20 protein-coding genes are annotated in these 20,679 nt (G+C 56.9%); 1 reads left to right on the top strand and 19 read right to left on the bottom strand.

Going from position 1 to position 20,679, the window contains the following annotated elements:
* Positions 1–8 precede the first annotated feature (8 nt).
* From ACMTNU_RS05945 to ACMTNU_RS05910, 8 genes are all read right to left on the bottom strand, one after another.
* Positions 9–659: a DUF3047 domain-containing protein gene (locus ACMTNU_RS05945; RefSeq protein WP_413934309.1), complete on the bottom strand. Its 651-nt coding sequence runs from the start codon at positions 657–659 to the stop codon at positions 9–11.
* Positions 660–674: 15 nt separating this feature from the next.
* Entirely contained in the window at positions 675–2,549 is a 1,875-nt protein-coding gene (locus ACMTNU_RS05940; protein ID WP_413934308.1) for a cytochrome ubiquinol oxidase subunit I, read from the bottom strand.
* A gap of 4 nt (positions 2,550–2,553) precedes the next feature.
* Positions 2,554–3,621, bottom strand: coding sequence for a hypothetical protein (locus ACMTNU_RS05935; protein ID WP_413934307.1), 1,068 nt, complete (start codon positions 3,619–3,621; stop codon positions 2,554–2,556).
* A gap of 78 nt (positions 3,622–3,699) precedes the next feature.
* Positions 3,700–4,191 carry a PCP reductase family protein gene (locus tag ACMTNU_RS05930; protein ID WP_413934306.1) on the bottom strand — a complete coding sequence of 164 codons (492 nt, stop codon included), beginning with the start codon at positions 4,189–4,191 and terminating at the stop codon, positions 3,700–3,702.
* 118 nt (positions 4,192–4,309) lie between these two features.
* Positions 4,310–5,023, bottom strand: a complete 714-nt coding sequence (locus ACMTNU_RS05925) for a DUF420 domain-containing protein (protein WP_090747917.1) — start codon at positions 5,021–5,023, stop codon at positions 4,310–4,312.
* Between the two features lie 134 nt (positions 5,024–5,157).
* Positions 5,158–6,147 carry a methyltransferase gene (locus ACMTNU_RS05920; protein WP_413934305.1) on the bottom strand — a complete coding sequence of 330 codons (990 nt, stop codon included), beginning with the start codon at positions 6,145–6,147 and terminating at the stop codon, positions 5,158–5,160.
* 179 nt (positions 6,148–6,326) lie between these two features.
* Positions 6,327–7,106, bottom strand: coding sequence for a septal ring lytic transglycosylase RlpA family protein (locus tag ACMTNU_RS05915; protein WP_413934304.1), 780 nt, complete (start codon positions 7,104–7,106; stop codon positions 6,327–6,329).
* A 184-nt stretch (positions 7,107–7,290) separates the two neighbouring features.
* On the bottom strand, positions 7,291–8,085 hold the full coding sequence (locus tag ACMTNU_RS05910) for a hypothetical protein (RefSeq protein ID WP_413934303.1): 795 nt from the start codon (positions 8,083–8,085) through the stop codon (positions 7,291–7,293).
* A 296-nt stretch (positions 8,086–8,381) separates the two neighbouring features.
* On the opposite strand from ACMTNU_RS05910, the gene ACMTNU_RS05905 reads away from it, so the two are divergent.
* Entirely contained in the window at positions 8,382–9,260 is an 879-nt protein-coding gene (locus ACMTNU_RS05905) for an acyl-CoA desaturase (RefSeq protein ID WP_413934302.1), read from the top strand.
* Between the two features lie 124 nt (positions 9,261–9,384).
* Here the strand turns inward: ACMTNU_RS05905 and ACMTNU_RS05900 are convergent, their stop codons facing one another.
* From ACMTNU_RS05900 to urtB, 11 genes are all read right to left on the bottom strand, one after another.
* Complete coding sequence (locus ACMTNU_RS05900) at positions 9,385–10,350, bottom strand: urease accessory protein UreD (protein WP_413934301.1); 966 nt, start codon at positions 10,348–10,350, stop codon at positions 9,385–9,387.
* Positions 10,347–11,051: an urease accessory protein UreG gene (gene ureG, locus ACMTNU_RS05895; protein ID WP_413934300.1), complete on the bottom strand. Its 705-nt coding sequence runs from the start codon at positions 11,049–11,051 to the stop codon at positions 10,347–10,349. Before ureG ends, ACMTNU_RS05900 begins: the two co-directional genes overlap by 4 nt.
* Positions 11,052–11,108: 57 nt before the next feature.
* Positions 11,109–11,795, bottom strand: coding sequence for an urease accessory protein UreF (locus ACMTNU_RS05890; RefSeq protein WP_413934299.1), 687 nt, complete (start codon positions 11,793–11,795; stop codon positions 11,109–11,111).
* A 78-nt stretch (positions 11,796–11,873) separates the two neighbouring features.
* On the bottom strand, positions 11,874–13,598 hold the full coding sequence (gene ureC / locus ACMTNU_RS05885; RefSeq protein WP_413934298.1) for an urease subunit alpha: 1,725 nt from the start codon (positions 13,596–13,598) through the stop codon (positions 11,874–11,876).
* On the bottom strand, positions 13,595–14,266 hold the full coding sequence (locus ACMTNU_RS05880; protein WP_413934297.1) for an urease subunit beta: 672 nt from the start codon (positions 14,264–14,266) through the stop codon (positions 13,595–13,597). Before ACMTNU_RS05880 ends, ureC begins: the two co-directional genes overlap by 4 nt.
* A gap of 195 nt (positions 14,267–14,461) precedes the next feature.
* Positions 14,462–14,764, bottom strand: coding sequence for an urease subunit gamma (locus tag ACMTNU_RS05875; protein WP_413934296.1), 303 nt, complete (start codon positions 14,762–14,764; stop codon positions 14,462–14,464).
* Between the two features lie 308 nt (positions 14,765–15,072).
* Positions 15,073–15,780, bottom strand: coding sequence for an urease accessory protein UreH (locus ACMTNU_RS05870; RefSeq protein WP_413934295.1), 708 nt, complete (start codon positions 15,778–15,780; stop codon positions 15,073–15,075).
* Positions 15,781–16,345: 565 nt separating this feature from the next.
* Positions 16,346–17,080 (bottom strand): urea ABC transporter ATP-binding subunit UrtE, encoded by a 735-nt coding sequence (gene urtE, locus ACMTNU_RS05865; RefSeq protein WP_413934294.1) that lies wholly within the window; start codon positions 17,078–17,080, stop codon positions 16,346–16,348.
* A 24-nt stretch (positions 17,081–17,104) separates the two neighbouring features.
* A complete protein-coding gene (gene urtD / locus ACMTNU_RS05860; protein WP_413934293.1) occupies positions 17,105–17,869 on the bottom strand; it encodes an urea ABC transporter ATP-binding protein UrtD in 765 nt (254 codons plus the stop codon).
* Entirely contained in the window at positions 17,866–18,993 is a 1,128-nt protein-coding gene (gene urtC / locus ACMTNU_RS05855) for an urea ABC transporter permease subunit UrtC (RefSeq protein ID WP_413934292.1), read from the bottom strand. The genes urtD and urtC overlap by 4 nt, the downstream gene beginning before the upstream one ends.
* Positions 18,986–20,569, bottom strand: a complete 1,584-nt coding sequence (gene urtB / locus ACMTNU_RS05850) for an urea ABC transporter permease subunit UrtB (RefSeq protein ID WP_413934291.1) — start codon at positions 20,567–20,569, stop codon at positions 18,986–18,988. The genes urtC and urtB overlap by 8 nt, the downstream gene beginning before the upstream one ends.
* Positions 20,570–20,679: the final 110 nt, after the last annotated feature.

Here is a 20,679-nt window from a genome sequence, read left to right as displayed (position 1 = left end):
CGCATACGTCACTTCCCCGGAAGGGCGACGAGCGGGCCAAAATCGATCTCCACCCCAGGCGCAGCGATAATAGAAATCCCCCAGGCCTTCTCCGCCGGCTCATGCTTATGAATCCGCTTAAAATCCTCGTACACATTGACCCGTTCTTCGAACCACTGTCCGATCTCCTTCGTCCCGGACTGGACCACGATCTCCGATCCGCTGAACATCCCGCCTTCGGTCAAGGTGCCGTCCGGTTTCGATTCACTCCAGACATATTTCGTGAACACCGGAATAAACAGGAGATCCGTATCGAGCGAGGCATAGACGGCCGCGAGCGGCTCGTTTCCTGTCGCGGCCTTGGTCAGACGCCAGCGCCAGGTCAGAACCGGATAGGCCTTGGGATCCCAATCGATTTTCTTCTTCTTGATCCGTTGCCCCGCATCTTTGGCCGACAAAAAGCTTGCCCCGTTTTCCGTCCGCACCTTGTACGCGTCACGGCCTTTCGTTTGACTCCGCTGGTTTTCGTGTTCCCAAAATGATGGAAACCCGTCCGCCTCTTTTGCTTGGAAGTCTTCCAAGACCAAGGTCGGTTCTCCTGCAATCGTCGGTGCCCCCCCGCTCACGAGAAGGATTGAGCCGAGCACGGCTGCCGCAGCCATCAACACAGTCCGTATCATGCCCTGATTCCCTTTCTATGTTTCTTGCGATGGAATCGGAGTCAGCAATGGCGACTCTTTCTCACTCGCATCCTCAACCATCACCGGCTGCTGTCCCCGTTCGCACATCCAGAACAGCGCGAGAACCGCCGCCCAGAATACCACCATATTCAGTGTCACCATTTTGGTCGCATACTGGAGGTCCGGCGTGAAGGCCCAGGGCGAGACATCGGCCATCAACTCGCTGACGTGCCATGATAGCCTCCCCGAGGAACGGATGTATCCCATCAACCCCATCACCCAACTGAACGATGCCGCCAACCCAAATAAGCCGACCATGCCCCGCAGCGGAATCTTTCCCCACTGAATCGGGCCATGCACCACCGCACGCCTGAGCATCAACCGATTGATCACCACTCCGACCAGAATAACCGTGAACGTGGTGAACGCCTGCGGAGCGGACAGACCGACGCGAATTTTCGCCGGCAAATAGAATCCATAGATCGATAGCCAAATGATGTTCACTGCGCCGACCACATACAGCACCGTGATGAGGATATTGCCGGTCTTGATCCATGAGATCGTCATGGTTCGATTCGCGCGACGATAATAGAGGAAGCTCAGCGCGGTCACGAGGATCAGGATATTGACCGCTCCGTTCTTGGCCGACATGACCCCGTAGTTGCCGATGACCGGATGTTGCGCACCTCCCATGGCCTTGGCCTCACTGGCAGAGGTCAGCAACGTATGCGGCGTCAACCAAATGAAGAGCGCGAGCATCAACACACCCAGAAGGGTTTGGTAATACGGCTGATACCGCTCTCCTCCCTTAATCCGCGCCATGCTCTGCCACAGATAGTAATTGATCCCTAAAAACAAGACACCGATCAAGAGCGCCTGCACCACAAACAGCCAGGTGAGCAGACCGCCCATCATCGTGACCCCCATGGTCTGACGAAACACGAAGACCGACTTCATCAGCCAGTACCCGGCGAACGGCATGGGAATGAGGGCGCAGACCGTGACGAACAGGAACACATAGCCGACCCAATCAAAGTAGGCACGCTCCTCGTCGGTCTTGCTGGTAAAAAATCGGTAACAGGCATAGGCAAGCACCACCGCTCCGCCGGACATCATATCCGCCAGGAAGCGATGGACGTTCAGAGGATTCCAGAGCGCGGAGTGCAGCAGATGCCACGCGTTTCCGAGAAACCGCCCCTGCGCATCGACCCCGGCGGGCGACATCATGAACGCAGACCAGGCGTTGGCCATCATTAGTAGGGCGGTCCCCACAATATTGGTCAGAATCCCGATCGCGGCGTGAATCCATTTCATGCCACGGTCTGTCATCCGGTTCCAACCGTAGTAGTAGACGATCAGCAGCAGCGCTTCTCCGAAAAATACGGCGGCGTAGGCAGGCATGAATCCTTTGAATGTCCCGCCCATATACTTCATGAAACTCGGATAGAGCGTGATGAACATCGTCAACATCAGACTACCGATCAGTGCCGTAACCGACATAGCCAGGACCGCCACCTTCGCAAGATCCCTTGCCAAGCCATCATAACGAAGAGCCAAGGCCGGCTTTTTCGTGATCAACCCCAAAAACTCAAGTAAGGCGCAAAACAACGGCAAGGCGAGAACGAATCCGCCGAAATAGGTATGTTGCTGCGTCACGAACCACACCAGCAACCGACTATCCAGTGAACCGACTTGAGGATAGACCGTTTCCTGAGGAGTGGGAGCCGCCGGCCCCTGCGGAATTCCCTCGGTTCCGAAATACACGTCCGTGGATGAGTCGGCAAAGGACAGATCAGTGCCACTCCCCAGAAAGCCAAGGGAGATTAAGACGAATCCGATACACATCACCACGCGAAACAGAAAGCTGTTCATCCCGAATCCTTGGCCCATAGACCTACCCCTTTATCCCTGTCTTACCGAGTGCCAACTCCCCGGTTGCATCGGTGGAACCGATGGTCTTGCCCAGAATCCCCATGACAAACGGGCACCGTAACATGCCACTCGACAGTTGGGGTGCCTGTTCATCTTCAACGTGACGGCGATCACCCAGATAATACCCATACAAAGCCATGATGGCTGTCACGATCGCCCCCATCCCAGCAGCCGAGCCCGGCGTCATCGTGGGCTGTCTCATTACAAACAGCAGCAATCCCATCGCAACCAGATAATAGGTCGAGGCAAAGGCCATCCCAGGCCACCACCAATATTTCATCAGCTCACCCGGTGCTGTCCGGCGAAGCGTCTGCACCCACGGAGTAGATGGATAGAGTCCGCCGAAATAGGCGCAGAGAGTCACTCCACCGCCAAGAACGGTCACGGCGAATAACTGGGCCAACGCCCCCCCTTGAACGTCTGCAATGAGCAGCCCAGGACTTGATGCCAGCGCACCAAGCGCAAGTCCGGCAAGGACCCACGGCCCCAGCTGCCCGGCCTTGCACTGCAGCAACAGCCGGAGGGGTGCTCCGTCCGGGAACGTGAGAAAGGGTCGCCCCATCTGCGTAAGCCGGCGCACATGCCCGATTTCAAAAGCATCGCGTGCGACGGATGTACAGGAGATAATGATGGCCATCATCGCCGGCCCATCAGGATGCTGGAGATAGCTATAGCTCATGATCCACAAGAGAGTCAGCACCAACAGCGAGAGCTGAATCCCATAGACGGCTCCGATCCATCCGACGAGCCAGCTGAGCAACCGGACGCCATCGTGGCGCATGATCTCCGCCCAGGGCGCAGCACGCCCGACCCGATAGGCCAAGGCCGCAGTCACCATGGCGACGAGCGCACTCACGGCCAAGAGCACCAGCGGCTCGGCGATCGGAACAAGATGTTTGGCAAGCCGATAGACTCCGAAGGCGATCAACCCCGGCACAAACATCACGATGCGTTTTCTCTTGCGCACGGCCTCTTCCGTCACCGCCAAACTCAAGCTCGGAAGTACCCGCAACGCCATTCGATGAAGCATAGTTACCTGGTTAGGGGTTAAGCGTGAGGGGTGAGGCGACAAACAGGGACGCCCTCTTTACCCTTTACTCCTTACCCTTCACTGTTTCTGAGCTGCCATTCCAAAGTACTTCGCTTTAATCTCTTCCATCAGCGACACGGTGATGCGAGACAATCCGCGATCTGCCGCGGTTCGTTCAAGTTCAACCCGTGCCATCGCACGAACCGGCGCTGGCACTCGGTCCAACCGTCGTTCTGCTTCAGGGTCCCATTCGATGCGTTCTCCCGTACGGGGACGAAGCAACGTGTCATAGGTGACGACTCGTTCTCCTTGGCTACGGAGATGTTGCTCCACCTCATCTCGAACCAACGGTGCCACATAGGGCGGCATGCGGGCCAATCGATGCAGCGCCTCATCGGTCCAGAATAATCGATCAATGAGCCCTCGTGTCTGACCCTCCGGCACATCGACACCGACTTTCAACCCACAGCCTCGGCACTCCGAGCGGATGAACCAGAACGCACCAGCTTCACCGCCACGTTCCTCAATCCCCTCGGTATGCATCCAGCGACCACAACCGCAGGTCAGCATCGCCAAGCTCCAGTGCTGAGTGATGAGTACTGAGGACTGAGTGATTCCCCGAGCAACCCTCTTTCCCCCAACCCCCTTCTCTCAGCACTCAGCACTTAGACCTCAGCACTTCTTGATACTACCCAATCTTCCCTGGGTACAGGATGTACAGCATCGTATAGGTGAAACTTCCGGTCATAAAGAGCACACAGTAGATGACCATCGTGAATCGGCCCAACGCCCGATGCCGCCGTGCGCCGTCCGGCCAGATTCGCTGGATCGTCATCTCAATCGCAAACACAAAGGCGACGAGTGCAAGGAAGATCAGGTAAACCTCCATCTTGCGCATCGAAAATCCGGCGGTTGCCACGCGCGAAAAAAACAACCCCAATACGATCACGGCCACAACCCCGAACACGATTCCGATCTTCTTCCACGTGGTCATGAGCCGTGACTCCCGGAGCGACCGCACCCCGTCGATGAATTGTTGAGAACGAAACCCCAACACCATCATGTACACCGCCATGATCAGCCCGATGATGACCAGGATAATGTGGAGAGTCAGTACCGGGATGAAGACGTAGTCATACAGTGATTGCGAGCCGCCGAACCCTTCCTTCCCCTCAAACGCCAGAACCCCAAGCTGCCGAAAGAGATAGTACGCGATAAAGAAGCTCAACATGGCGATCATGCCGCCCAACATCAGCCAATGATGCGCATCGGCCTTTCGCTTGCGTGCCTGAAACCATCCGATGACAAAGAGTCCGGTAAAGAGCGTGGCCATCAGCTGACTGAGATCCGCTCCGACCGTTGCATGAGTCCCAAAGAACCCTGGTTCTCGTAACCAATCCACCGTAATAGTCCTTCGTACTGTCTCTCGTTGCCTTGATAAACCGTTTCAAGTTTCAAGTCCCAAGTTTCATGTTGTGCCGAAGCCTACCGTTTGACACCTGAAACATGAAACTCAAAACCGTTGGGTCACACGCTTCACGTTTCACGCGATTTCACCCCCTGCACCACCGCCGTCTTCTCCAGTTCCACCACAGAGCCGAACCCGGCAGTATGGAGCCATTGCATCGCTTCACTGGCTTGGAAGCAGCTCCCCTTCTGAGTGTTGACGAGAATGTGGACGGCAAAGGCCGTCGTCCAGGCTGGACCTGTCCCGGCTTCGTCCAAGAATCGATCCTTAATGACCAACCGCCCGCCCGGCGCCAGAGCGCCATAGACCTTCTTGACCAGATCCTGATTCATATCAAAGGTTTGATAATGTAGAATATCCGACATCAGGACCACATCGTAGGGTCCACTGAGCGGATCCCGATTGAAGTCACCGGGGTGCAGAGCGATCCGTGATTCTAGCCCCGCCTCTTTCACTGTTTTTTCCGTCAGTTTCAGCGTTTCCGGAAGGTCGAACACCGTCGCATGCAGGTCGGGATACACCTGGCAGAACGCAATCGCATTCGTCCCGGCGCCACCGCCAAGATCACACATCCGCTCACGCCCAGCCAACTTCAACCGCTTGGCCAAATCAGGGCCACTCTGCTGGCCAATACGATTCAGTACCGCCAGCACATGGCTACCCAACTCAGGATCGGTCTCGAACACATGGCGATCCACCGTCCGCTTCCCCGTACGAATCGTCTCTTCCAGTTTGCCCCAGTTGTTCCACTCTGCATCGTGTAAGAGCAGCAAATGGCCGACATACTGCGGCGACGACCGGACCAAATACTTGATCGCAATCGATGAGTTCCCGTACAACTCCGCTTCTTTCGTCAGCAGCTTCATCGCGACCAGGGCATTTAAGAGAAGGCCCAGGGTAGGAGGATCAGCCTGCAGCCTTCCGGCAATGTCCTGACAAGATTTCGGCCGTTCATCGATGGCCGAAAAGACATCCAGCTTCACGGCTGTGAGCAAAATCTTGGTCTCCCAGTAGTAACCCAGCTGGAAGACTTCCGCGAGTGAGAGTTCTCGAGACACACTACCCCTCTTGGACAGAGAAAATAGCCCAGAAACAAAGATCTTACCTAGATCAGAAACGAAAAGACAAGGCGGGGAATCTGCCGCTTGAGGCTAACCCGATTACTTTGAAGTCCCCCTGGAAACCACTAAAGGACTGGCGTTGGTGAAACGGTAGTCATCGGGGAACACACCACCCGTCATGCCTCTTCCAGCTGGATCACTTCCACATGAACCCTGGCGGTGCCCTGGTCGACAAATCCAAGCTGCTCGGCGGCGCCTCGGCTGAGATCGATGATTCGCTTCCCGGAATCGGGGTTGTGATCACTCGGAAAGGGACCACGGTCGTTCACTCGGACAACGATCGACTTGCCGTTTTCCAGATTCGTCACCTGCACATGGATCGGCAGCGGCAAATATTTATGCGCTGCCGTCAGTCCGGTGGGATTGAAGAGTTCACCGTTCGCCGTCATGTGGCCACCCGGCAGACGCCGGGTTTCTTCCCCGTACCACGAAGCCAAGCCCGTTTCCTCGTACGTCTGTGCATTCGCCATGTTCATCGGCACGTACCGCTGGCCCTTGACGATGTAGGGCGCCGCCTTGACCCGCCCCAACCGGATCGCCTCTTTCACCGGAAGCCCATCGATGGTCTGAATATCATCTCGGATCAAGGGATACTCCAGTGGAGCCTGGACCACTTCAAAGGTAAATTTCCCAATGTGATAGACCAGCCTGGTCGCCCCCTTCGTCAACTCATACGCTCCGCTCACCACCCAGATCGTACCTTTAACCGTCTTTTTCACAACGCGATAGCCGGTCTTGGCAACCGAAAAGGTCCCCTTGAGTACAGAGAACGCCCCATCAATGACAGAGCAGGAGGCATTGGACAGAAGAGTGGAGACAAGGAGCAGCGGGAGAGCAAGCCTCGTTCGTCGCAACACGTGATCCACACCTCCGGCCACGAGGAGATGGAAGGTCATGAACCGCCCCTCTCACTAGGCCAATCCGGTCATGCCCACACTATGTATCACATCAAAGAGCGGAGACGGAGAAAACCCTGAACCTGTGCAGAAGGTCTGCTGTGGGGGAGAGGGAAATGGGCTACAAACACGACGGGCAGCGGATTGCTCCGCTGCCCGTCAAGAACACATCGATGAAACCGGCTTACTTGATTTCAGCCTTAAGGTTGGCGGTCCCGCCGTCGGTCACATCGACATCGAACTCAATCTTCTTGGCCTTGCCGGCGAATGGATGCCAGGCCACCACCTTGTGCTTGCCGGCCGGCACGTCCTTGATCTCGAACGACCCATCGTCCTTCGCCACGGCGAAGTGGGCATTCGACACCGGCAGGAAGAAGGATTGCATGAACTCATGCTGGTCGCACTGCAAGCGGTAGAATCCTTCCTTCTCGGCACCGCCACGGAAGGTCACCGGCTTGTCCAACTTATCACCCTTCTTCGCGAGACCGATGTTGAAACCAGTCGCAGAAGAGCTTCCCTTCACGGTAAAGCTGTGAGGATTGTGCAGCACGCCAGCCACGGACTTAGGATCATCGGCGTCGGCATCGGTGTTTTCAACTTTGAATGGGCGGGTATTCACCACCACGCCACTGAACGGCTGAAAATCGCAGAACGCTGCTACGACTTCCGTTCCGGCATAGCCGTCCATCCAGGCCTTATCCTCGATGTCCACCACGGCCACGACAGCACCCTTCAATCCGCCATCCTTGCTCACTTCGATCTGCTTCAAGAATCGCTTGTCGCCATCCGCCTTGCTCTTGTCAGGAATCTGGGGACAGAACTTGGGGTTCGGGAACTTGGAGAAGAGGAATTCCTTATTCTCCGCCTTGCCGGCATAGGTCACTTTCCCGGAAATCGTTCCACCCGCGTACGAGGTGAGAGGCGCCGCGACCAAAGCGACGGCTGCTACACCCAACATCATTGATAACGCACTCTTCATTGGACTGCCTCCTTGTAATTAACGAACATCCTGCCTCCGAACTGACCTGTCTCTCTGGTTTTCATTCACCAAAGCTTTTCTGAGTCAGACCCTAACTCATACCATCGATCACACTCTGACGAGTCTAGATAGACCGGGTATGTATATGAAATCTTACCGTCCGCTGTCAACCGAAACAAGAGGGACCTGAATGGGCCATCCAGAGTAGCTATTTCCACATCGTCCTGGTACATTTGTCGGAAATTACACGCCTAGGTGAACCTCCGACTCATGCCACATCCCTCGCGTAGACCACAATGATCGCGTCAACTGTCCCTACCAGCGGACTCAAACGGACCTACCCAGTCTATGTGACGGTGATGCTCTTCAGCATTATCGTGAGCACCGCCGTGATCGGGGTACCGTTATTTGGCTTCCTCTATGGATATACGTGGTTCGATTGGACAATGTTCGCGCTCCTCTATGTGGTCACGGGATTAGGCATTACCGTGGGGTACCACCGCCTCATCTCGCACCGCAGTTTCAGCTGCCCTGATGGAGTCAAGGCTGTCTTACTCATCGCCGGAGGATGGGCGCTTCAACAGTCCGCACTCAAGTGGGGCGCCGATCACATCCGCCACCACGCGGCCTGCGACCAAGATGCTGACCCATACAACGCCAAGCTTGGGTTCTGGCACAGCCACTGTGGGTGGCTCTTTGCTGACAAGAAGTACTCGGACGAAAAATATGCGACCAGGCTTCGGCAGGATCCGGTCGTGATGTGGCAACACCGATACTATACCCTCATCTTCCTTTCAGGATTGGCATTTCCGTTCCTCGTGGGCTGTCTCTACAACGGCTGGGTCGGGGGGATGAGCTGCTTTATGTTGGCCGGTATCGGCCGAACCTTCGCCGTACTGAATTCGACATTTTGTATCAACTCAGTCTGCCATCTGTGGGGAGACCAACCCCATGGCCAAGCTGATTCAAGCCGAGACAGCTGGGCAGTTTCCCTGCTGACCTTTGGTGAGGGTTACCACAATTACCACCACACCCATCCAACCGACTACCGCAATGGTCCCCTCTGGTATAACTTCGACCCATCGAAATGGGTGATCTTCACGCTTTCCCTCCTGGGGTTAGCCTGGTCCCTTCGGACAGCGAACGCAGCGGATCCTCAGGCTTCAAATCTATAGTGAGGATGCGGGAAAAGACCGCCGGGGAAATCAACCAGGCAAAGGGCAAGGTTAAGAGAGTTCAGATTTTCGTAACCTCAGTCTCAACCTTGACCTGAATGACACTGCAAGCTTGTATCTCTGGTTAGTACTTTCGCAACGATACCGGCGGGAGTTTCAACACAGCTTCGCGAGCGGCTGCCCATAAGGCCTCCATCATCGCCAAGAGGTCCGGTGCGGTTCTGGCCAATAGCTTGACGGCGAGGCCAGGTACCGGTGGGGTTGATACGCCGCCTAATACGGCTCCGGGCTTGGTATCCAAGAGCGCCGCAATGGTCGATTCCAATCCGGTCCAGACCTCCGGGGCCAGCGCGTCGTTCACCACGTAGAACGAGGCCACATAATCCCATTCTTCGGCCAGACCGACCGTCCCTAAGTCCGTGGCCGGATCAAGGACATATCGCTCGAGCAGCGAATTCCCGTTGGCTGTCGTGATTAGGATTTCGTTTTCCAGATCGGTAAAGGCCCACCGTTCTTCCCTGGCAATGCGGCCTGAGGCAAGCGCATCCCACAAAAAGAGGGTCGCGCCAGGCCCAACCGTGGCTCGGAGGCTCTGCCGAAACCGAGATCCGGCAAAGGGAATCGTATGTTCGGGAAACCATTCAAGAATTGCGTCGGGCTCGACCGCGATGACGACATGCTGATCAGAGACCGGACCTTCAGTTCGATACACCCGGTTGGCAGAGGGCGCGGAAATCAGGACATGCGCACCCTGCTCTACTGTCATATCGATGGAGAGATGGTCTCCCCCGACCAGACCACCGGATGGATTGACCAGCAACGTGTAGGCCGCTCCCGTATCATCGAGATAGATAGGAGGCAGCAGTTTCCAGGGCGTCGTGAAATACGAATGAGAGATCACCGTGCGATGATCGAGCTTCGTATACTTCAGCTTCAGCTCGCCGACCCGCCCGACCAACTCTGTCGCGAACCGTCCAGGAGATTTTTTCGTCCTGGCGGATGTGCTTACCCGGGACGATGTTCTTGGTTGAGACGTACCCGTTTTCCGAGCCGTCCTCTTCCGTTGTCCCTGCCGCGTCGGCGTGGTCATGAACGCTTGACTCGTTGCGGGATACGCTGTTCAACCCACGCCACAACCGCATCCATTCCTTCCCCGGACAGGATATTGGTGAAGGCAAAGGGAAGTTCACCGCGCATCTTGCGGGTATCTCGATCCATCACAGAAAGATCCGCACGCACATGCGGAGCCAAATCCATCTTGTTAATGACGAGGAAATCGGACCGCGTGATCCCCGGTCCGCCCTTCCGTGGAATCTTGTCACCGCCCGACACATCAATCACGTAGATGACATAATCCACCAGTTCCGGGCTGAACGTGGCCGCAAGGTTATCCCCGCCGCTTTCCAAGAAGATCAACTCCACATCCGGATGCCGGCGCAGCAGATCATCTATGGCCTCCTGGTTATGAGACGCGTCCTCACGGATCGCCGTATGGGGACAGCCCCCGGTTTCCACGCCAAGAATCCGATCGACCGGAAGCGCGGCACGCTTGGTCAAAATCTCGGCGTCGATTTTCGTAAAAATATCGTTGGTCACGGCCGCGAGGCTAAAGCGATCGCGCAGCCGTTGACACAGGGCTTCCACCAGCGCGGTTTTCCCCGATCCGACGGGGCCGCCGATACCGATGACCGGAATGCCCTGTTTCCTGGCCTGAGTCGGAGTCCAATTGTGATTATGTTCACGATTCAGATCATGCATAGACAAACGAAGAGCCGATTGCCGATGGCACATGGGCCAGAATCAATCGGTCTCTCTCCTTTCCTGCTATAAGCCATCAGCCATACGCTCTTAGCTTCTGAACAGTCTCCACTCCAGAGACCCATGACGCATCGCATAAATATCCTGGATCGGTGACCATGAGCTCATGGCCGTATCGAGGTCGACCTCCCGACTGATCCGTTCAATCAATGGAAGCCATTCGCCCAGGATACGCTGTCCCTCATGTTGACCGATGGGACTCAGTCTCATCGCCGACGAGATGAACCCCACGGCCGTTTGGTACAAGAAGGCGCCGGCCGTTTCTTCCGGGTTCCATCCGCAAGATCCCATGGTGAGCCCAAACGTCACCGCGAGATGTCCCGGTGCGCGATCGGCTTCCACCTCATCACGATATTCGTTCAAGATCGACTTGGCGCGAATCTGATCCGCCGCAACCCTGATCACTTGTCGCCCCATCTGGCGACTGGCCATGCGCGATTCACGGCCGAGCTTGGTCGCCTCGAGCACTCGATCGATATGGACTGCACTCTCCAGCGATCCCTCCGAAGCCGCACGATTTGCCTGCTTGACAGCAAGCACTTCCCGGCGGCTCATCCCTCCACGCAGTAAATCTTCAACGTATTTGGTCAGCTGATCGGACGTTTTGACGGCTCCGCCCTGTACCGCTGCTTCCAACCCTGAGGAAAAGGCGTAACCTCCGGAGGGAAAAAACGTATCGACGAACCGTAACCCTTCAAGCAATGCGGGGGTATTCATGGTACACAAGCGAAAAACAATAACAGCCGGCCGACTACCGTGATTCCAGATTGATAGTCGAACCGGCTGTCTTGTCGGTTAGAACAATTGATACCGTTGTGCCAACGGCAACACAATGGCCGGCTCACAAGTGAGCGGCACACCGTCCGCGGTCACAATGTAGGTCTCCGGATGAACTTCTACTTTTGGAAGCGCATCATTCAGCTTAAGATCGCGCTTCCCGATATTCCGGCAGTTCTTGACTGCCGCCACCCGTCGCTGCAGACCAAGCCGCTTTGGAATTTCATGGTCCATAGCCGCCTGCGAGATGAAGGTAAAGCTCGTGCTCGTTAATGCACGGCCAAACGCACCGAACATCGGTCGGCTGATGGTCGGTTCAGGAGTGGGGATCGATGCATTCGGATCACCCATCTGAGCCTGTGCGATAAATCCGTTTTTCAAGACCATCTCGGGTTTTACTCCGAAAAACTCCGGCTTCCAGACGACGAGGTCCGCGATCTTTCCGACTTCGATCGAGCCAACCTCATGGGCGATGCCATGCGTGATGGCCGGATTAATCGTGTACTTGGCCACATAGCGCTTCGCTCTGAAGTTATCGTTCTGGCCGGAATCCCTCCCGCCGACCGGCGTGAGATGTCCCCGCTGGGCCTTCATTTTATGCGCCGTTTGCCAGGTCCTGGTGATGACTTCGCCGATTCGACCCATGGCCTGCGAGTCCGATGACATGATGCTGATCGCACCCAAGTCATGCAGGATATCTTCCGCGGCAATGGTTTCACGTCGAATACGGGACTCTGCAAACGCGACGTCTTCAGGAATCCGTGGGTTCAAATTGTGACACACGATCAACATGTCCAAATGCTCGTCCATCGTATTGACCGTAAACGGCATCGTGGGATTGGTTGAAGACGGCAACACGTTCGGCTCACCGCAAATCTTGATGATGTCCGGTGCGTGACCACCGCCTGCGCCTTCCGTATGGAAGCTATGGATGGTTCTTCCCTTGATCGCCTTGATCGTATCCTCGATATACCCGGCTTCATTGAGCGTATCGGTGTGGATAGCCACCTGCACATCATACCGATCAGCCACGCTCAAGCAGGTATCGATAGCCTTTGGGGTGGTGCCCCAATCTTCATGCAGCTTCAACCCAATGGCGCCGGCTTCAATCTGCTCATTCAACCCTTCAGGTCGTGAGGCATTGCCCTTCCCCAAGAATCCAAGATTGATGGGAATGCCTTCCGACGCTTCCAACATCCGATGGATGTTCCAGGGACCAGGTGTACAGGTCGTCGCACTGGTTCCGCTTGAAGGACCAGTTCCTCCCCCGATCATCGTGGTCAACCCGGCAGACAATGCTTCCCAACATTGTTGGGGGCAGATGAAGTGGATGTGCGTATCGATACCACCGGCCGTAATGATCTTACCTTCGCCGGAAATCGCTTCCGTCCCTGGGCCGATTTCCATGCCTGGCGTCACACCAGCCATGAGATCAGAGTTCCCCGCCTTCCCGATCCCGACGATCCGGCCGTCTTTAATACCGATATCGGCCTTGATGACCCCGGTGTAGTCAAGGATGAGGGCGTTCGTGATCACACAGTCGAGCTGACCGCTGGTGCTGGTCGCGCGAGCCGACTGCCCCATCCCGTCACGAATGGTTTTCCCGCCGCCGAAGACGGCTTCTTCACCAGGAACGGTCCTATCTTCCTCGACTTCGATGATCAAGTCCGTATCAGCCAGTCGGACGCGATCGCCGGTCGTAGGTCCGTACAGAGATGCATATTGCTTGCGTGAAATTTTCACCGTGCGCCTCCTTTTCCAAATCCGCGATCAGCGGCGAGTCCAACAGCCTTGGCTTTGACTTTCGGATCATCCAACAGCCCTTCGGTCAATCCGTTGACACCCTGCATCAGCCGATTCCCGGCCAGTGCCACGAGCGTCACTTTCTTTTCTTCGCCCGGTTCAAAGCGGACTGCCGTACCGGCCGGAACAGCCAGCCTGAATCCGAACGCCTGTTCACGATCGAACTTGAGCGCACGATTGGACTCGAAGAAGTGACAGTGCGAGCCGACCTGGATCGGGCGATCGCCTAGATTCTTGACCGTCACGTCCTTGGTCTCGCGCCCTTTCAACATATCGATATCGCCCGCCACCGTCATGATCTCACCAGGGATGATCGGGGCGTTCAACTCAGCCCTGACCGCTGCGGCCAACGCCTCTTTCGATCTCTGCGGCGCGTCCACTTTTTTCATCTTGGCTCCTCCTGTTCCGCTGACCTTGGTGATCAGTGATTCAGTCGCAGCAAACGACAGCCCGGCTTGACCGGGGTTGCTCAAGAGCGAGGCGGCACCGACCCCTGCCGCTACACGCCCGCTGTTCGCAAGAAACTGCCGCCGCGACGTTCCGGTTTGTTCGGAAGCCGTTTGCTTTTCCTTGTCCTCTCCAGAACCTTGTGGCTCTTTCGTATTCATGTACCATCACTCCTTGTTCATAGACGGTTGATGTAAGACCCTTCATTGAGGCTCCCACTCCAGACAGGAGGTGTGGGCATCAACTCGTGTCAGACTTCAAACTGAATCCATACTTAGTTAACAGTTGAACTTAAAAGACGTTTGGAGGGACCGGCTTCTCTCATTGTCTTATCGTTCATGTGAGATTCCTACCGTTTACGGAATCGGGTTGTGCACGGTCACGAGTTTGGTTCCATCGGGGAACGTCCCCTCAACCTGGAATTCACGGATCATCTCCGGCACACCAGGCATCACATCCTTACGCGACAACAACTGAGTCCCATAGGTCATGAGCTCCGCCACAGATTTTCCATCCCGGATTCCCTCCAACACCGCCGCAGTCAGGTACGCGACCGCTTCCGGGTGATTGAGCTTGAGACCGCGCTTTTTACGGTCGGTCGCGAGCTGCGCCGCGACGTAAATCATCAGTTTGTCCTGCTCTCTCGGACTTAAACGCATAGTTCCTCCTCTCTCACGGACAAATTAGTATTGAATACTCACGACACAAACTCTGACTATACCACCTTCTAGCACAACCCTAAAAGATGCTTGCGAGCATGCGTCAGAAATGGGCATGCCTCAGCTTTCCGTAATGATCGGATTCGCAACTATATATACGCGAATACTTTTCGACACGAATTCAGGAATCCCCTTAGTCCCAACAAGAAAAAACCTGATCTCTATCCACACCCACTGTAAACACCAGCGACCACACACCCCACAACCAACCTAATTATTCCTGACACTTATGCAGGTACGCTCGAAGCTTAATGCCCCGTAGCCGCCAATGCCAACGTAACCAACATCCAGAGGCCAACCGAAACGCTGGCGAAACTGGCAACCCCTTGCACCCCCATGAACAGTCGCTGATTGATCGAGCGCGAGTAGATGACTGGCACGCTGATCGTCAACCCGATCATCATCATGCCCATAATCGAACCGAGACCAAAGATCAGAATTGATAAGAGTCCCGACGTCACTTCGGTCGTCGTCGCGAGAATCATCAGCATCAGTGCCGCTGACCCGGCCAGCCCATGTGCCATCCCGATACAGAGCGGACGGATCGAGTCTACTATCCAATGTCGATGGCCGTGACCTTCTTGGCGTTGATGGCTATGGAAGTGGACATGTCGCTCGCCGTCATGGTGATGGCTATGGACGTGCCATCGTTCGCGATAGAGTTTTCTGGCCAGCGTCCCACCAAGAATGATCAGGAGCAAGGCAACCCCTGATTCGGCGATCATTTCAAATTCTTCAGGAATGTGTAGTCCCCAGGCGAGTACAACTGATCCGACGAGGAGCAGCGTCAGAGTATGGCCGATACCCCACCACAATCCAACGGCTCCCGATGCCAGGAGCGAGGGTCGCTCCGCCAGCACGGTCGAGACCGCCGCAAGATGATCGGTATCCAAGGCATGTCGCAGCCCGAGAAGAAAACCGACCCCGAGTAAGGTCAATAGTTCCGTTTCATGCATACAATGCTGATGGAAGCCTGCTCATGGTTACCCGTATCCACCGCGAGCAGCCGGCCCTGCACGAAGCGCATACCAGAACAGCGGAATTGTCTAGGCACATGTCCCAATACAACTACGCAGTCCGCACGGTAGCTGAATTGATCACAAATTTCAAATCCTATTTACTCTAAGGCACCAAGTTTTTCTTTCCCCCGTTCTTTCTGCAGAGGGATGTATACAATATGGAGACATGATGCTGCCGGTTGAGAGTACTATCGACGCTCCTGGAACCTGCATTCTCTCGTTGGACAAGCCAGCTTGCTCATGATTCACGACCCTGCATCGCGCACAAGACAGCAGAGGCAACTCGCTTCACGCACGAAGGCCTGTCATACCTCCAGTAAGGGCACTGAGCGTCAGCTGTGATATTTTTGTGAGCGGAGAAAAATGGAGCTGAAGGAGAACCGACCCTTGCTGCAATCTCCGGAACTCTACGACCGCACGGCACCACCGGCTCATTCATTTCAGAGCAGGAAGAGTTATCGGGGACAATGTGCTGGAGAAATTTGAATGTGCGACGTACCGACTACACCGTGAGATGCTGCCGGACCATGTCGGCGTTGAGCTCGGTGCTCTTGCCCTGGGCCTTGACGGCGCCTCGGGCCATCACCACATACTTCTCCGCCAAGCGCGCGGCAAAATGAAGCCCCTGCTCCACCAGCAAAATGGCAAACCGGCGGGACTGCTTGAACCCGATGATCACGTCCTCGATCTGATCGACGATCGAGGGCTGAATGCCTTCGGTGGGCTCATCCAGCAACAGCAGTTTGGGGCTGGAGAGGATGGCGCGCCCGATCGCGAGCTGTTGCTGCTCCCCGCCGCTGAGCACCCCACCCGGCCGGTTGAGAATCTGCGTCAATTTCGGGAACAGGTGATAGACTTCCTCAAACGCGGCTTGCTCCGACACATCCCCGTGGATCGCCGGCCGGTTCCAGTAGCCCAGCTGCAGGTTCTGATAGACGCTCAAGTGCGGGATGATCTCCCGGCCTTGCGGCACATAGGCCAACCCCACCTTGGCGCGCCGATCCGTCTTGGCATGGGTAATGTCCTGGCCCACAAAGGAGATGGTCCCAGATCGCACCGGCAGCAAGCCCGTCAACGTCTTCAGCGTGGTCGTCTTCCCGACGCCGTTGCGCCCCATCAAGCAGACCACCTCGCCCGGCTCGATCGTAAAGGAGACGTCGCGCAGAATATGACTCTCCCCGTAGTACGCATTGACGTGGTCGAGCACCAACGTCATCGGCGGTGTATCGGGTGCCATTGCGGTGCGGTGCCTCCTCCCTCGCTAATGGGCGACTTTCGCCCGGCCTAAATAGATTTCCCGCACATGATCATCCGCCTGCACGGTCTCCACCGTCCCTTCGCAAATGACGGTCCCTTCCGCCAAGACGGTCACGATCTTCGCAATCTGCCGCACAAAGTCCATGTCATGCTCAATCACGACGATCGCCTGTTTCTCCGAGAGTTTCGTCAGCAATTGGCCGGTCTGCTCCGTTTCTTTGTCACTCATGCCGGCCACCGGCTCATCGACGAGGAGCAGCGAGGGCTCTTGCAAGATCACCATGCCGATCTCCAGCCACTGCTTCTGCCCGTGGGAGAGCGACCCCGCCCGAGCATGGGCATGGTCCGTCAGCCCGATCGTCTCCAGTCCCTCCTCGATCCGGGCCCGCTCTGCCGAGGATGACTGCCCCATCAACGTCGGAAAGACGCCCTTGCTGGCCCGTTTGAGCGACAGGTCCAAGTTCTGCCAGACGGACAGGTTGCTGTAGATCGAGGGTGCTTGAAATTTGCGGCCGACGCCCAGCTTGGTGATATCTTCGGCATTCTTGCCGACCAAATTGGTCCCCTTGCCGAACAGCACTTTGCCGGAGGTCGGCTTGGTTTTGCCACAAATCACATCCAGCAGCGTGGTCTTGCCGGCCCCGTTCGGGCCGATCACGACGCGCAACTCGTTATAGTGGACCTTGAAGTTGCAATTGTTGAGGGCCTTGAAGCCGTCGTAGTCCATCACGACGTTTTCGCAGTTGAGAATGAGCTCGCGGTCCGTCATGCCGCCGTCCTCCCGTCCGCCTTGAGGGCCGGGGACGGCTTCCGATCCGTGAGGTTACGCAGCATGCCGACGAGGCCATCGGGGAACATGGTCACGACTACGACAAAGAGGCCGCCGAGAATAAAGGGCCAGGCCTCTGGAAAATAGTTGGTCAAGACGCTGCGGCCATAGTTGACGGCCACGGCCCCCAAGATCGCCCCGATCAACGTGCCCCGTCCGCCGACCGCCACCCAGATGACCACCTCCAGCGACGGCAGCACCCCGATCTGCGCCGGGGTGATGATGCCGACCTGCGGCACGTAGAGCATCCCGGCCAATCCCGCCAATCCGGCGGCGACGACAAAGACGAAGAGCTTGAACATCCAGGGGGTGTAGCCCGAAAACGTGACGCGCGATTCGCTATCACGGATCGCAATCAAGACTTTGCCCGCGCGGGAGGCCACGATCCACCGACACAGCAGATAGGCGGCAATCAGGGCGATGACCGTGATGAGATAGAGCCCGCGTTGTGTGGAGGGATCGGACAGCCGGTACCCCAACAGCTGTTTGAAGTCCGTGAGGCCATTGGTGCCCCCCAATCGGGTTTCGTTCCGATTGAAGACCAACCAGGCGGCAAACGCCAAGGCTTGGGTGATGATGGCGAAGTACACGCCCTTGATGCGGCTGCGAAACGCGAGAAACCCGAAGAGGGTGGCAAAGAGCACCGGCACGAGGATGGCGCCCAGGAAGCCCCCGAAAAAGCTCTTGAATGGATACCAGAAGAGCGGCAGTTCTTTCACTTGGGTCCAGACCATGAAATCGGGGAGCTCGCTCCCATAGACGCTCTCGGTCCCGATCTGCAGGGTCAGGTACATGCCCATGCAATAGGCCCCGAACCCGAAGAATACCCCCTGGCCCATACTGAGCACGCCGCAATAGCCCCAGATCAAATCCAAGCCCAGGGCCAAAATGGCAAAGGCCAAAAACTTGCCGAATTGATTGAGGCGAAAATCACTAAGATGGAACCAGGAGTCCTCCGCCGGGAGCAGGTTCAACAGCGGAACGACCACGAGGAACAGGAAACCCACGACATAGAACGAGAGGGTTTCGCGGCGGTCTTGGTGCGTGGCCAGCTGTTCAGGCATCGGCGTTGCGTCCTTTCGCGGCAAAGAGGCCCTGCGGCCGCCACTGCAGGAAGAGAATCACGCCGACCAGAATGAAGACCTTGCCGTACACGGCCCCGCTGACCGGTTCGATGAGTTTGTTGAGCCCCCCGATGCCCAAGGACGCCCAGATGGTCCCCGCCAGTTTGCCGACCCCCCCGGTCACCACGACCATGAAGGCATCGACGATATAGTTCTGTCCCAATCCCGGATCGACGTTGCCCACCATGGTCAAGGCCCAGCCGGCGATCCCGGCCAACCCAGACGCAAAGGCAAAGGTATACGAATCGACTTTTCGAGTGGGGATTCCCAGACAGGCGCTCATGTTGCGGTTCTGGGTGACGGCCCGCACCCGCACGCCGAGGTTCGAGCGGAAGAGCAAGAAGTAGATGCCCAGCACACAGACAATCGAGAGCAGGATGATGAAAATGCGGTTAAAGGGCAGATACACCCCGACCATGACTTGCACTCCCCCGCGTAAGGCTTGCGGGGCGATGACCGCCGTCAAATCCCCGAAGTACACCCGCGCCGCCTGCATCAGGATCAAGCTCACGCCCCAGGTCGCCAACAGGGTCTCCAGCAGGCGTCCATAGAGAAACCGGATCACGGTGGCTTCGAGCACCCAGCCGAACAGGGCTGCCGCCAGAAATGCGACGGGCAAGGCCACGGGGAAATACCAATCGAAGTGCTCCGGCGACACCCAGGCCACGAAGGCCTGTTGCGTGACGAAGGTGGCATAGGCGCCCACCATCATCAACTCGCCGTGCGCCATGTTGATGACGCCCATCAAGCCGAAGACGATGGCCAGCCCCAGCGACATGATCAAGAGAATGGAACTGAGACTGATCCCGCGGAAGAGCGTCTCGATGCTGCTGGCCCACCAGCCCCACGCATCAATCTGGTTGATCGCGGCCTGGGCGGCGTCCGCCAATACGCGTTGCTCCTCGGTCGCGCCGCTCTGTGCGGCGGCCTCCACGAATTCCTTGAGCGCCGACACACTATTCTGACTTCGGAGTTCGCCCAGCTTCTTCACGGCCACGAGCCGGACCGCCGGCTCGTCGGCGCGTAGCCGGATCAGCTGCGCGGATTCGTCCATCGTGTATTTGACCCACCACACCGGCTCCTTGGCGGCCGCCTCTTCCAACCATATGATGGCCTCCGGCCGACCGGTCCCAACGAGATCAGCGGCCGCCGACCGCCTGGTATCTGATTGGGCACTGGTCAGATTGGCGTGGTTCTTGAGCAGATCGATCACCGGCTTGATGGCTTGTCGGGTGGCCCGATCCGCCTCCGCCCGAATCGCATCCAGCGTGGGGATGAGGCTGGCGTCGCCCTGCTCGATGAGCAGCGCCGCCGCCGCACTCCGCACCGCGGCCTCCTCGCTCTTGATCTCGATGAGGGCTTGTTCGAGCGGACTGACGGCGGACGCAGTCGTGGGCGCAGAGGACTCCGGCTGCTCCGCCGCCCGCACTGGCGGTGCGGATAGGCCGATCAAAAGAACAGCCCCGAGCACGACGGCAATGACGGTGGAGGGAACACGATCCAGACCTGTCAGCACGATGTCCTCCCTACAATCCCTTCGGCAATCCCTAGTCGAGGTAGGGAGGCCGGAACCTCTTCACATGTCATGATGCGGTTCCGGCGCATTCCCAAACCGACACAAGTCCC

It is taken from the genome of Nitrospira sp. BLG_1, assembly GCF_047338595.1.
Classification (GTDB): Bacteria; Nitrospirota; Nitrospiria; order Nitrospirales; family Nitrospiraceae; genus Nitrospira_D.
The sequence above is the reverse complement of the archived record's forward strand: the minus strand, read 5'-3'. Positions and strand labels throughout refer to the sequence as shown.

Coding starts and splice junctions, on each gene's coding strand:
- ACMTNU_RS05890 (WP_413934299.1), bottom strand. CDS start 11,795: ATGAATACCCCCGCATTGCTTGAAGGGTTACGGTTCGTCGATACGTTT.
- ACMTNU_RS05945 (WP_413934309.1), bottom strand. CDS start 659: ATGATACGGACTGTGTTGATGGCTGCGGCAGCCGTGCTCGGCTCAATC.
- ACMTNU_RS05940 (WP_413934308.1), bottom strand. CDS start 2,549: ATGGGCCAAGGATTCGGGATGAACAGCTTTCTGTTTCGCGTGGTGATG.
- urtE (WP_413934294.1), bottom strand. CDS start 17,080: ATGGCACCCGATACACCGCCGATGACGTTGGTGCTCGACCACGTCAAT.
- ACMTNU_RS05870 (WP_413934295.1), bottom strand. CDS start 15,780: ATGCATGAAACGGAACTATTGACCTTACTCGGGGTCGGTTTTCTTCTC.
- ACMTNU_RS05930 (WP_413934306.1), bottom strand. CDS start 4,191: ATGCTGACCTGCGGTTGTGGTCGCTGGATGCATACCGAGGGGATTGAG.
- urtD (WP_413934293.1), bottom strand. CDS start 17,869: ATGACGGACCGCGAGCTCATTCTCAACTGCGAAAACGTCGTGATGGAC.
- ACMTNU_RS05910 (WP_413934303.1), bottom strand. CDS start 8,085: ATGAAGAGTGCGTTATCAATGATGTTGGGTGTAGCAGCCGTCGCTTTG.
- ACMTNU_RS05935 (WP_413934307.1), bottom strand. CDS start 3,621: ATGCTTCATCGAATGGCGTTGCGGGTACTTCCGAGCTTGAGTTTGGCG.
- ACMTNU_RS05880 (WP_413934297.1), bottom strand. CDS start 14,266: ATGAATACGAAAGAGCCACAAGGTTCTGGAGAGGACAAGGAAAAGCAA.
- urtC (WP_413934292.1), bottom strand. CDS start 18,993: ATGCCTGAACAGCTGGCCACGCACCAAGACCGCCGCGAAACCCTCTCG.
- ACMTNU_RS05905 (WP_413934302.1), top strand. CDS start 8,382: ATGATCGCGTCAACTGTCCCTACCAGCGGACTCAAACGGACCTACCCA.
- ACMTNU_RS05875 (WP_413934296.1), bottom strand. CDS start 14,764: ATGCGTTTAAGTCCGAGAGAGCAGGACAAACTGATGATTTACGTCGCG.
- ureG (WP_413934300.1), bottom strand. CDS start 11,051: ATGTGCCATCGGCAATCGGCTCTTCGTTTGTCTATGCATGATCTGAAT.
- ACMTNU_RS05915 (WP_413934304.1), bottom strand. CDS start 7,106: ATGACCTTCCATCTCCTCGTGGCCGGAGGTGTGGATCACGTGTTGCGA.
- ACMTNU_RS05900 (WP_413934301.1), bottom strand. CDS start 10,350: ATGACCACGCCGACGCGGCAGGGACAACGGAAGAGGACGGCTCGGAAA.